Source organism: Agrobacterium vitis, assembly GCF_014926405.1.
Classification (GTDB): domain Bacteria; phylum Pseudomonadota; class Alphaproteobacteria; order Rhizobiales; family Rhizobiaceae; genus Allorhizobium; species Allorhizobium vitis_H.
On sequence record NZ_JACXXJ020000005.1, the window covers coordinates 389550 to 401671 of the forward strand.

9 protein-coding genes and 1 tRNA gene are annotated in these 12122 nt (G+C 58.1%); all 10 read right to left on the minus strand.

Annotated elements, in window-relative coordinates:
- Window positions 1-161: 161 nt before the first annotated feature.
- A complete protein-coding gene (locus IEI95_RS12860) occupies window positions 162-2309 on the minus strand; it encodes a TonB-dependent siderophore receptor (RefSeq protein WP_420360054.1) in 2148 nt (715 codons plus the stop codon).
- A 304-nt stretch (window positions 2310-2613) separates the two neighbouring features.
- Window positions 2614-2690: transfer RNA gene (locus IEI95_RS12865), tRNA-Met, on the minus strand.
- A gap of 158 nt (window positions 2691-2848) precedes the next feature.
- Window positions 2849-4045 (minus strand): tRNA 2-thiouridine(34) synthase MnmA, encoded by a 1197-nt coding sequence (gene mnmA / locus IEI95_RS12870; RefSeq protein ID WP_174083332.1) that lies wholly within the window; start codon window positions 4043-4045, stop codon window positions 2849-2851.
- 224 nt (window positions 4046-4269) lie between these two features.
- Entirely contained in the window at window positions 4270-5841 is a 1572-nt protein-coding gene (locus tag IEI95_RS12875) for an FGGY-family carbohydrate kinase (protein ID WP_194416533.1), read from the minus strand.
- Between the two features lie 167 nt (window positions 5842-6008).
- Window positions 6009-6683: an HAD family hydrolase gene (locus IEI95_RS12880; protein ID WP_156546977.1), complete on the minus strand. Its 675-nt coding sequence runs from the start codon at window positions 6681-6683 to the stop codon at window positions 6009-6011.
- Window positions 6684-6694: 11 nt separating this feature from the next.
- Window positions 6695-8182, minus strand: a complete 1488-nt coding sequence (locus IEI95_RS12885) for a mannitol dehydrogenase family protein (protein ID WP_194416534.1) — start codon at window positions 8180-8182, stop codon at window positions 6695-6697.
- 296 nt (window positions 8183-8478) lie between these two features.
- Window positions 8479-9255, minus strand: a complete 777-nt coding sequence (locus IEI95_RS12890; RefSeq protein WP_194416535.1) for an L-iditol 2-dehydrogenase — start codon at window positions 9253-9255, stop codon at window positions 8479-8481.
- Window positions 9252-10265, minus strand: a complete 1014-nt coding sequence (locus tag IEI95_RS12895; protein WP_194416536.1) for an ABC transporter ATP-binding protein — start codon at window positions 10263-10265, stop codon at window positions 9252-9254. The genes IEI95_RS12890 and IEI95_RS12895 overlap by 4 nt, the downstream gene beginning before the upstream one ends.
- Window positions 10266-10278: 13 nt before the next feature.
- On the minus strand, window positions 10279-11109 hold the full coding sequence (locus IEI95_RS12900; protein ID WP_156634124.1) for a carbohydrate ABC transporter permease: 831 nt from the start codon (window positions 11107-11109) through the stop codon (window positions 10279-10281).
- A gap of 3 nt (window positions 11110-11112) precedes the next feature.
- Window positions 11113-11985: a carbohydrate ABC transporter permease gene (locus tag IEI95_RS12905; RefSeq protein WP_156537052.1), complete on the minus strand. Its 873-nt coding sequence runs from the start codon at window positions 11983-11985 to the stop codon at window positions 11113-11115.
- Between the last annotated feature and the right edge of the window lie 137 nt (window positions 11986-12122).

A 12122-nucleotide genomic window follows, 5' to 3' on the forward strand; every position in this document is an offset into this window, starting at 1 on the left:
ACAGCGCCGTGCGCCATATATGGCGCACGGCGCTGTAATTTCAAATCGAACCTTGATTTTCGGTCCGATGGCTAACCAGCCTTGCGGCAGGCGCAAAAAAACCGGCGACTTCTTTCGAAGCCGCCGGTTTAGTTGATCTGCGTTTTGATAAAGGCTTGCCGTTACCAGGTATATTTCAGCGTCCCCAGCACCGTACGGCGGTCGCCGTAGTAGGAGCTGCCGTAATAGGTGGTGGTGACGTATTTCTTGTCGAACAGGTTTTTGGCATTGATCGCGAAGGTGACGTTGTCTGTCACCTTGTAGCTCGCCATGGCATCGACCACGGTATAAGCATCGACCTTCACGGTATTGGCCGAATCGCCGTAGCTGGAGCCGACATAGCGGACACCGCCGCCCAGCGTCAGGTCGCCGCGCCAGCCATCGCCTGGAATGGTATAATCCACCCAGGCCGAGGCGGTGTTCCTCGGAACGCGCTCGGGGCGGTTGCCAGCATCGCCGCCGGTACCGTCTTCCTTGATCTCGGCATCCCAATAGGAATAGGCAAGCGTCATGTTCCAGCGGTCGTTGAGCGCCACCTTACCCTCCACTTCCACGCCGCGCACCCCGACCTTGCCGATCTGGCGCTGTAGTATGGGGGTGACGTTGGAGGGAACATTGGTTTGGGTTATGTCGAACAGGGCGACCGTGAACAGGGCGTCGAAACTGTCGGGCTTGTATTTCAAGCCGATTTCATACTGTTCGCCTTCCTGCGGCTTCAGGGAGCCTTCAACGGAATAGCCATTGGCGGTCGGGGTCACCAGCGGCTGGAAGGACGTGGAATAATTGGCATAAGCCGCCAGTTCCGGCGTGATCTTGTAGCTCAAGCCGATCCGCTTGGTGAAGGCTTCCGACGTGTTGTTGTCGCTCGTGCCGGTATAGAGGTAGTCGGCTTTGGTATTGACATAATCATAACGCCCGCCCAGCGTCAGGATCCAGCGGTCATCCAGCGTCAGCTGTTCCTGGGCGTAGACGCCAAGAGCCTTCTGCTTGACCTTCCAATCGAGATAGGGATCGAGAGACACGCAAGAGCGACCGCAATACACCGGATTGTTGATGTCGATGCCCGGGGCCGAGCCATAGCCAATGACTTCATGGGTGCTGTCATAGGCATAGTCGACGCCTAGCAAAGTCTTGCTGTCGAGGCGATCCGTGCTGGTGTCATATTCCAGCTGATTGTCGATGGCGAAACGATCCGCCACGCCGTCCACGGCATAGGCTTCCCGATTGACGCTCGAATCCGTGCTGGCGCCATAGACTGTCTCATAATCCAGGTCCACATGCGAGTAGCGGGCATTCTGCCGGAAGGTCAGGCCCTCGGTGATCTCGTGGCGGAACTCGTAGCCGACATCCTTCTGGATCGTATCGAACTTATTGAAGTCCGGCTCGCCGTAGAACCGGGTCGTATCGACGTCGAGACCGGCAGGGAAGCCCAGGGCCGGGGTGGTGTCGCGCTTGTTGTAGTCGGTCAGGAAGGTCAGTGACGTGCTCTCGTCGGGGCTGATGGTCAGGGCCGGTGCGACGTAGATGCGGTCATCGTTGGAATAATCCGAGCCCAGGTCGGCATTCTGCCATTTGGCGGTGACGCGGTAGGTAAAGACACCTTCCTTGTCGAGCGGCCCACCAAAATCCGTGCCGGTTTCGATATGGTTGTCGCCGAAGGTGGTATAGACCTCGGCATGGAACGTGTCGGTCGGATGTTTGGTGACGGCATTGATCATCCCGCCCGGACCGTTGAGGCCGAACAGGGTGGAGGTCGAGCCTTTCAGCACTTCCACGCGTTCCAGGCCATAGGGTTCGGTGCGGGCTGCGGTAAACCAGGCGGGAATGCGCGCACTCAGGCCATCGCGGTAGATGCCGAGCGTGGTCGTGTCGAAGCCGCGAATACGGTAATAGTCGTAGCGATCGTCGGAGCCGAATTCATCGACAACCACACCGGACGTATAGGCGACGGCGGCCTGCATGTCGCTGACGCCGCGTGTTTCCATTTCCTTCATGGTGACAACGGAGACAGCCAGGGGAATGTCGATGATCGGTGTATCGGTCTTGCTGCCGACAGTCGTCTCCTTGGCGACGATATTGGCATCCGGGCCGGTGGCCGAGGATTTGCCCTGAACGGTAATGGTCGAGAGTTCCGTATCTTTCTCTTGCGACCACGCTTGCGAGGCGGCAGCAATCAGCGCCAGGCCGGCAATACTGCCGAGCAGCAATTGTCCATGTCTGGACATCGTCCGGTTCGCAGCCTGCGCGCGTCCACCGGCCCCCTTCGTCATTTTCGTCATGCTCCGCCTTCCTTCATGCTGTCGGCGTGAGGAGATATCCCGTCTCCGTCACAGGCGGACAATATGAACTATACAAACGGAGTCAACTTTAAAATTGACAAATCCACGAAGGTTTTATTTGTTTAAAAATGCCTTTAAAAGATATGGCTTTTAGAGGTTTTCAGGGAAAACCTAGAGTCTGTCTGGCTCAATCTGAACCTGACAGACTCTCAGTGAAGTAGATGCCGGGATGGAAAAAGGTCAGCAAAATAAAACCAGTCATGACTGATATTTAAAGGTCTGGTTTTTTGAAGAATGGTAGCGGGAGGCGGACTTGAACCGCCGACCTTGGGGTTATGAATCCCACGCTCTAACCACCTGAGCTATCCCGCCGCACCTCAAGGACTTTTGCTTGTCGAGAAAGCTGTCCGAAGCGATGGGCGGCTTATAAGGCGAGCGTCGTTGCAAAGTCAAGCAGGCAAAATGCAAAAAAGGACCGCTGGTCGCGGTCCTCTTGCAATAAGCGGCTTTTACCTTGGGACAACAAGCGGTTAGGCAGCTTGTGCGCCCGCCAGAAGCGCCTTCAGGAAGGTCTCGGCTTCGGCCTGGCGTTCCGAGCGTTCGATAAAGCCGCCGCCATAGACGCGGGCGTCAGCACCTTCGCCCGAATAGAGCACGCAGGCCTGGCCCGGCGCAACGCCAGCTTCCCCCATGTCGAGGTCAACATAAATGCCGGTTTCATCGGCATGCAGATGGGCCGGAGCAGGGGGACGGGTGGAGCGCACCTTGGCAAAACAGGCAAAACCGCCGCTTGCCTCATCCTCGATGGCGCGGTCGCCCAGCCAGTTGATGTCGCGCAGATAGACGCGGCGGGTTTCCAGCGCTTCACGCGGCCCGACGATGACCCGGCGCGACCGGGCGTCCAGATAAACGACGTAAAGCGGCTCGCCGGTGGCGACGCCGAGGCCTTTGCGTTGGCCGATCGTGTAGTGCAGGATGCCTTCATGCTGGCCCAGAACCCGGCCATCGAGATGGACGATATCGCCGCTCAATGCCGCGTTCGGCTTCAGCTTGTTGATGATATCGGCATATTTGCCCTGTGGCACGAAACAGATATCCTGGCTGTCGGCCTTTTGTGCGACGACGAGGCCCATGTCCTCGGCCAGTTTGCGGGTCTCGGCCTTGGACAGGCCGCCCAGCGGAAAGCGCAGATAATCGATCTGTTCCTGGGTGGTGGCGAACAGGAAATAGCTCTGGTCGCGTTCGCTATCAATCGGGCGAAACAGGGCGCGGTGGCCCGGATCGTTCGGCAGGGGCGTGGCGCGTGAACGGATATAGTGGCCGGTGGCCAGCGCGTCGGCCCCAAGCTCGCGGGCGGTGGCCAGAAGATCGGCGAATTTGACCGTCTGGTTGCAGGCCACGCAGGGGATCGGCGTTTCACCGGCGATATAGCTGTCCATGAACGGATTGATCACCGTGTCGCGGAAGCGCTGTTCGTAATCCAGCACATAGTGGGGAATGCCCAGCGTCTCGCAGACCCGGCGCGCATCATCGATATCCTGACCGGCGCAACACGACCCGGCCCGATGCACGGCGGCACCATGATCGTAAAGCTGGAGGGTAATGCCCAGCACATCATAGCCTTCGCGTTTCAACATTCCGGCCACGACAGAACTATCGACGCCGCCTGACATGGCGACGACAACGCGGGTATCTTCCGGTCTCTTGTCAAAATCCAGCGTATTCACGGGGCGCGTCATTTCTCAAATGTCTGCGAGAAGACCGTTCTCGGCTGCTGCGGGCGGGCCTTGAGCACCGCCATGGGCAGGAAGAAGCGGATCATTCACAATGCAGCTTGCACGATGCAGCTTGGCTTATCATTCTATCAGCCAATTCCCGCCCGATATAGAAACAATTGGCCGTGCAATCAAGACCGGTGTTTTCATGTCCGTTATGGTGGGGCTTCTGCCGCTCAGATAGCATCCAGCTCGGCCCGGTGCCGCTGCATGGCGAGAAAACGCGCATAGTCACGGTCGTAAATCTCTTTCATATCCGGGTTCGGCACTACAAGCCGCCCTGGTTCAGCCATCGCCGCGCCTGCCTCAGCAAGGCCGGGATAAAGCCCGGCGGCGCTGGCGGCATTGATGGCGGTGCCAATCAACACGGCATCGGTGCCGTCGGCCACCACCAGTTCGCAGCCGGTTGCCGCGGCGTAAAGCTCGACCAGAAGCGGGTTTTTGACATGACCGCCGGTCAGATGCAGGCGCAGCGGGCCTATACCGTCCTTGCCGAGCGTCTCGACGATCTGGCGCAGGCCAAGCACAATGCCGACGCAGGCGCGCCAATAGAGGCGGCAGAGGCCGTCAAACGAAGCATCCAGCGTCAGGCCGGAGATGGTTCCGGTCAGGTTTGGGTCGGCGAAGGGCGAACGGTTGCCGTGAAAATCCGGCAGGACGTTGATTTTCTGTCCGAAAGACGCGCCTTCCTCGGCGCGCAATGCAGCGATCCGGTCAATAATGCGGCGATGATTGTCGATGCTCGGCTCGCCGCCCTCCGCATGGCTGCGCACAATATGGTTGAGAAGCGCGCCGGTTGCCGATTGTCCGGCCTCCACCAGCCAGAGATCGGGGAAAATCGCCCCGAAATAAGGCCCCCAGAGGCTGAAACCGTAAAAGGGCTGGGGCCTGAGCGCAATCAGGCAGCTGGACGTGCCGCCGATCATCGCGACATGGTTGAGGTCAGGGTCGGAGAGATCCGTCGATCCCAGCACGCCAAGCGCGCCTGCATAGGCATCGACCATGCCGGCGGCAACGGGAATTCCGGCCATAAGCCCCAGCGCGTCTGCGGCTTTCGTGCTGAGCGCACCGACACTTTTGCCGACAGCAACCGCCTCTTGGGGCAAGCCTGCGCGGGCCAACAGATCATCCAGCCCGACGTGATCCAGAAAATCCTGCTGCCAGCCGGGTTTGCTGTGGCCGAAAAACGTCCATTTCGATGTCAGGGTGCAGAGCGAACGCGCCGGGCTGCCCGTCGCCTTCCAGGTGAGGAAATCAGCGAGATCGAAGGCGGAGCCGAGCCTTTGCCAGAGATCCGGGCGATGACGCTTCAGCCACATCAGCTTGGGGATTTCCGCTTCCGGCGATATCACCCCGCCATTGTGGTGCAGCACAGGATGGTCGATGCGGCTGCATTCTTCGGCTTCAGCCGTGGCGCGGTGATCCAGCCAGGCAATGGTGTCGAAACCATCTTGCCCATTCAGGCAGAGTGGCTGGCCGCTGCTGTCAAGCAGTACCAGCGAGCAAGTGGCGTCGAAACCGATACCGGCAATGGCTGCAGGACCGATACCGGCCTCGGCAAGGGCTGCCTTGACCGCGATGCAGCAGGCCTCCCAGATATCCTGGGAATTGTGTTCGCCACGCTCATCGCTTGGGCGTGAAAGCAGGATCGGGTGTTCGCGCCGGGCCAGCAAGCGACCGGTGCGCGTCACGACACCGGCACGCGCACTGCCGGTGCCGACATCCACCGCAATCAGATGATCTCGCATGATGAATTTGTTTCCGCCCTAATGCTTTCAGTCCGTCCCAAAATGGCCGCTGACGGGCTGCAAAAGGCAATTTCTGCGCTTCCAGTGCTCACGTACTTGAGTACGCTCCGCTCCGGTTCTCGAAATCACCATTTTCGCCACGCCAACAGCAATTTTGGAACAAACTGTCATAAAACAAACTGAACCAGATTGGCCATGACGTCAAATTTGGCGTCTGGCTTCAGGGCGTCAATGCTGCCGTGGTAGCTTTCGCCTGTCGCATGGCCGCCGCCGGTGAAGGCTAAGGCGCGCATACCAGCGGCGCGGGCGGCGGTGAGGCCTGCGGGGCTATCTTCCACCACCACGCAATGGTGTGGATCGATCCCCATTTTCTCGGCGGCATAGAGGAACAGATCCGGAGCGGGCTTGCCGTTCTTGACCATGGTGGCGCTGAAAATATGCGGTTCGAAACGCTCGATCAGGCCGGTGACGCTGAGAGATAGGGCGATGCGATCCGGCTGACTTGAGGAGGCCACGCACCAGCCAACGCCCGCCTTGCCCAAATCGTCGAGCGCGGTATGCAGACCGGAAATCGGCTTCAAATCCTGCCGAAAGCGTCGATACAGATGGGTGCGCAGGCTGGTGAGAAAGGTGTCGCCAATGGCGAACGAAAACTCCTCGTGGGCCACCTCCACTACCGTTGCCATGCTGCGGCCAAGGAAATTGCGATAGACGTAATCCTCGTCAATCGCCACACCGGCTTTTTCAAATTCGGCCACCATGACCTCGACCGAGATCGGCTCGCTATCGACAAGCACGCCGTCGCAGTCGAAAATCACCAGCTTGGTGGCCGGGTCATGCATCATCTTATCCTTTATGCCGCTGCAAGATGCCCATCGATGTAGCTTTGCAGGGTCTGTGCTGTGCCATGGGTGCGAAGGCTTGAGAGTGCCTTTGCAAAGCGCGTCTTGAACAGCTCATTTTGCCCCACGGTGCCGAAAATATCGTCCAGCGTCAGGAATAGCAGCGGATCTTGTCGTGACGCAATGGCGGTTTTTTGCAGACGATCAGCGTTGGCATCGTTGAACACAATCGGCTTGCCGCTATCGGATATGCCCTCGAAATAATGGCACCAAAGGGCGGACACCAAGGCCAGTCCGGTAACATCCAAACCCTTGGCGAGACGATCCGCTGTCGATGGCAGAATGAATTTTGGCTGACGGTTGGATCCATCCTGCGCCAAGCGCGGAATGGTGTCGCCGATTTTGGGGTTGGAGAAGCGGCTCTCGATCAGCGTGGCATAGTCCTGCAAGCTGGTGTTGGGCACGGGCGGCACCACGGGGATGATTTCATCATGGGTCAGCTTGGCAAGGAACGCCCGGATCAGCGGGTTTTCCATGGCTTCATGCACGAAGTGAATGTCCATCAGCGCGGCGGGATAGGCAATGGCCGCATGGCCGCCATTGAGAATGCGCAGTTTCATCAGCTCATAGGGTGCGACATCCTCGACAAAGGTGACGCCAACCTCTTCAAAGGCAGGGCGACCGAGCGGGAATTTGTCCTCCAGCACCCATTGCTTGAATTCCTCGCAAAACACTGGCCATGCATCATCAATGCCGTAGGTGTCGCGGGTGATGTCGATTTCGCGTGGGCCGGTGGCGGGGGTGATACGGTCCACCATGGAATTGGGGAAGGCAACGTGGTGGTGAATCCACTCGGCAAAATCGGGATCGGAGAGTTTGGCAAGGCCAATCACGGTGGCTTCCGTGACCTCGCCATTGCCGGGGATGTTGTCGCAACACATCACGGTGAAGGGTGGGATATTGGCGGCGCGGCGGGCCTTGAGGCCTGCGATGATCAGGCCAAACACGGTTTTGGGCTGATCGGGGTTTTGTGCATCGGCCATAATGGCCGGGTGTTTGGGGTCAAAATGCCCGGTGGCGGGATCGATGAAATAGCCGCCTTCGGTGATGGTCATGGAGACAATGCGAATGGCGGGATCGGCAAGCTTGGCTATGATGCCGTCAAAATCCGGTGCCGCGATCATATCCACCATCGGGCCGGTGACGGTGGCGGCACTCTTGGCCACGTCCTGTTCCACCACGGTGGTCAGGTAATCCTGGCCTGCCAGCTTGTCTTTCATGGTGGCGTCGGAGGGAAGCACGCCCGCGCCGACAATCGCAAAATCGAGGTCTTTGCCGAGGTTGAACAGCTCATGCAGGTAAACCGCCTGATGGGCGCGGTGGAAATTGCCCACGCCGAAATGGACAATGCCTGATGTGAGGCTTTCGCGGGTGTAGGTGGGGATGGCGGCCTTTGAGGCTGCGTCTTTCAGGGTGGAAAGGGAGAGTTTTATGGTCATTGGGTTAGGTCCTGAATGAATTTTGGGAAATGGGTGGGGGCTAGGCGATGGAGTGTGTGGCTTGTGGCTTCGCCCCCCTCATCCCCCTGCCGGGACCTTCTCCCCGCAGGGGAGAAGAGACTTTGTCGATATGGCATCTCGAAAAAGCAACCGTCATCAACCGCTTGTTCCAGACCTATCCATTCCGGGCATTGAGGTGTGCCACCTGCCTCTTCTCCCCAGCGGGGAGAAGGTGGCGGCAGCCGGATGAGGGGGGCGAAGCCCATGCCCCAAAACGCCTCAGCAAACCGACCATCTCAGCTCATCCAATTGCCGCCATCGACGTTATACGTCTGGGCCACCACGTAATCGGCTTCAGCGGAGGCCAGAAAAACCGCCATGCCGGTGAGATCGTTTGCAGTCCCCATGCGCCCAAACGGAACAGCCTCACCCACCAGCTTTTTCTTCTCGCCGGGGGCGCGGTTTTCAAACTTGGCAAACAGCGCATCCACACCATCCCAATGCTCGCCATCGACCACGCCGGGGGCGATCGCATTGACATTGATGCTATGCTTGATCAGGTCCAGCCCGGCGGATTGGGTGAGCGAAATAATTGCCGCCTTGGTGGCGCAATAGACCGCCACCAGTGCTTCACCGCGTCGCCCAGCTTGGCTGGCCATATTGATGATCTTGCCACCCTTGCCACGGGCAATCATCGATTTTGCCGCCGCTTGCAGCATGAAGAGTGAGCCAGCCACGTTGATGGAAAACAGCCGATCATAGCTCTCGCGGGTGATGTCCACGATGGGCGCAAGATCAAACAAGGCGGCGTTGTTGATGAGAATGTCGAGGCCACCCGTCTTGTCTTCCACGGCCTTGATGGCGGCATCAATCGAAGCCTGATTGGTAACGTCAAGATGCACTGCATAGGCTTTTTCGCCAATGGCTTTCGCCGTTTCGGTCGCCCGTTCCATATTGATGTCGGCAATGGCAACCGTGGCACCTTCACGCACATAGGCCTCTGCAAAGGCCCGGCCAATGCCACGGGCGGAACCGGTAATCAGGGCAGATTTTCCGTCTAACCGTCCGCTCATGCTGACATTTCCTTCTCGTTTAGACCTTGCGCATTGAAACGATGAATGCGGCTGTCATCCGGGGTGAGAAACACCGTATCGCCGTGGCGGGCGGTGAAGTCGCCATCTGTGCGGGCGGTCATGGTGCCAAGGCCTTCGACATCCACATGCAAATGGGTGTCGGAGCCAAGATGTTCGGCAATGGTCACCTTGCCTTTCCACGCGCCGTCACTTGTGGAGAGCGTCACATGTTCCGGGCGAATGCCAATGGTGGCAGCACCATATTTTTGGGCTGTCGCGCCGGAAATCAGGTTCATCTTCGGCGAGCCGATAAAGCCTGCAACAAACAGATTGGCGGGCTTGTGATACAACTCCATCGGTGAGCCAACCTGCTCGATATTGCCTTTGTTCAGCACCACAATCTTATCCGCCATGGTCATGGCTTCGACCTGATCGTGGGTGACGTAGATTGACGTTGCCCCCAACTTTTGGTGCAGCTCGGTAATTTCCAGCCGCATGTTGACGCGCAGCGCCGCATCAAGGTTGGACAGCGGCTCATCAAACAAAAAGCACGAGGGTGAGCGCACAATCGCCCGGCCAATCGCCACACGCTGGCGCTGACCGCCAGAAAGCTGGCGCGGTTTGCGGTCGAGATAATCCGTAAGGTTGAGGATGCGGGCGGCATCCGTGACCTTCTTGTCAATCTCGCCCTTATCAATGCCCGCCATTTTCAGCGGAAAGCCAATGTTGGAGCGTACGCTCATATGCGGGTAAAGCGCATAGGACTGGAACACCATGGCAAGGCCGCGCTCAGAGGGTTTGCGGTCTGTGGCATCTGTGCCGTCAATAAAAATCTTGCCGCCGGATGTGTCCTCCAGTCCGGCAATCAGCCGCAGCAGGGTGGATTTGCCGCAGCCGGAGGGACCAACAAACACAACAAATTCGCCATTGTTGATCTCCAGATCAATGCCGGGAATGACCTTGTGCTCGGCAAAGGCTTTCGAGACGTTTTTAAGCTGAATACTGCCCATGGAAAAATTCCTTTTACTTGACCGCGCCAAAAGTCAGTCCGCGCACCAGCTGTTTCTGGCTGAACCATCCGAGCACAACGATTGGAGCAATCGCCATGGTGGAGGCAGCCGAGAGCTTGGCGTAAAACAGGCCTTCGGGGCTGGAATAGGAGGCGATGAAAGTGGTCAGCGGTGCTGCCACTGATGTGGTGAGGTTGAGGGTCCAAAACGCCTCGTTCCACGACAGAATGATGTTGAGCAGCATGGTCGAGGCAATGCCCGGAACCGCCATCGGCGTCAGCACATAGATGATTTCCTTGATCAGGGATGCGCCATCCATGCGGGCGGCTTCGAGAATTTCGCCGGGAATTTCCTTGAAATAGGTGTAGAGCATCCAGATGATGATCGGCAGGTTGATCATGGTCAGCACGCCGACCAGACCGATGCGGCTATCGAGCAATCCACCATCGCGAAACAGCAGATAGATCGGGATCAGTGCGCCCACGGGCGGCATCATCTTGGTGGAGAGCATCCACATCAGCACATCCTTGGTGCGCTTGGTGGGCGAAAACGCCATGGCCCAAGCCGACGGGATGGCAATGACTAGGCCCAGAAGCGTGGAGCCAAAGGAGATGATCACTGAGTTCATGAAGTGGGCAAAATAGTCAGAGCGGCCCTGCACCTCGACATAGTTTTCCGTGGTCCAGTGGAAGAACAGAAACACCGGCGGCGAGGCGATCGCATCGCCCTCGCTTTTGAAACTGGTGAGGAAGGTCCACAGGATCGGGAAGAACAGCAACAGCCCGATTGCCCATGCTATGAGTGTAAAGGTCAGCTTACGCTTGGTGGAAATTGCGCGTGCCATTGATCAGCTCTCCAGGTTCTTGCCGATGAGGCGGATCAGGAAAAGGGCAACGATATTGGCAAGCACTACAGCCACAATACCGCCTGCGGACGCGCCGCCAATGTCAAATTGCAGCAGGGCCTGATTGTAGATCAGATAGGTCAGGTTGGTGCTGTCGGTGCCGGGTCCGCCATTGGTGGTGACGAGAATTTCGGCAAATACCGAGAGCAGGAAGATGGTCTCAATCAGCACCACCACGGTGATGGCGCGGGCCATATGCGGCAGGGTGATATAGATGAATTTCGAGATCGGCCCTGCGCCATCCATTTCGGCGGCTTCCTTCTGCTCCTCGTCCAGCGATTGCAGGGCGGTGAGCAGGATCAGGGTGGCAAAGGGCAGCCATTGCCATGCCACAATGATGATGATGGAGAGCAGCGGAATGGTGGCCAGCCAATCCAGCGGCTCCAGCCCAAGCATGCGAAACGCGAAGGCAAACAGGCCGTTCACCGGGTTCATCAGCATGTTTTTCCACACCAAGGCGGCCACGGTTGGCATGATGAAAAACGGCGAAATCACCAGAATGCGGACAATGCCTTGGCCAAACATTGGCTGATCCAGCAGCAGCGCCAGCGCAATGCCACCAATGATGGAAATGGCCAGCACGCCACCCACCAATATCAGAGTGTTGGTGAGGGCTGCGAAAAACGCCGGATCGGTGAGGAAATATTGATAATTCAGTAGGCCGACGAAGTCATGCACGCCGGGCATCAGCAGATTATAGTTCAGAGTTGAGAAATAGATGGTCATGGCCAGCGGCACAATCATCCATGCAAACAGCAGGATAACCGAAGGGGCCATCATCCATCGGGCCGAGGAATGGGTATGGGTCGTCGCCATGTCTGCCGCGCCTCTTGGGGGTGTTGGAAATTGAAATGTTCGTGTTGGAGTGTGTGGCCTACCCCCCTCTGTCCTGCCGGACATCTCCCCCTCAAGGGGGGAGATCGGATAGACGCATCTGCCAGTTTCTCCAGCAC

What these genes read in the sequence shown, in the direction of transcription:
- IEI95_RS12860 (WP_420360054.1), bottom strand. Translation starts at nt 2,309, where the DNA reads ATGACGAAGGGGGCCGGTGGACGCGCGCAGGCTGCGAACCGGACGATG.
- IEI95_RS12875 (WP_194416533.1), bottom strand. Translation starts at nt 5,841, where the DNA reads ATGCGAGATCATCTGATTGCGGTGGATGTCGGCACCGGCAGTGCGCGT.
- IEI95_RS12880 (WP_156546977.1), bottom strand. Translation starts at nt 6,683, where the DNA reads ATGCATGACCCGGCCACCAAGCTGGTGATTTTCGACTGCGACGGCGTG.
- IEI95_RS12885 (WP_194416534.1), bottom strand. Translation starts at nt 8,182, where the DNA reads ATGACCATAAAACTCTCCCTTTCCACCCTGAAAGACGCAGCCTCAAAG.
- IEI95_RS12890 (WP_194416535.1), bottom strand. Translation starts at nt 9,255, where the DNA reads ATGAGCGGACGGTTAGACGGAAAATCTGCCCTGATTACCGGTTCCGCC.
- IEI95_RS12895 (WP_194416536.1), bottom strand. Translation starts at nt 10,265, where the DNA reads ATGGGCAGTATTCAGCTTAAAAACGTCTCGAAAGCCTTTGCCGAGCAC.
- IEI95_RS12900 (WP_156634124.1), bottom strand. Translation starts at nt 11,109, where the DNA reads ATGGCACGCGCAATTTCCACCAAGCGTAAGCTGACCTTTACACTCATA.
- IEI95_RS12905 (WP_156537052.1), bottom strand. Translation starts at nt 11,985, where the DNA reads ATGGCGACGACCCATACCCATTCCTCGGCCCGATGGATGATGGCCCCT.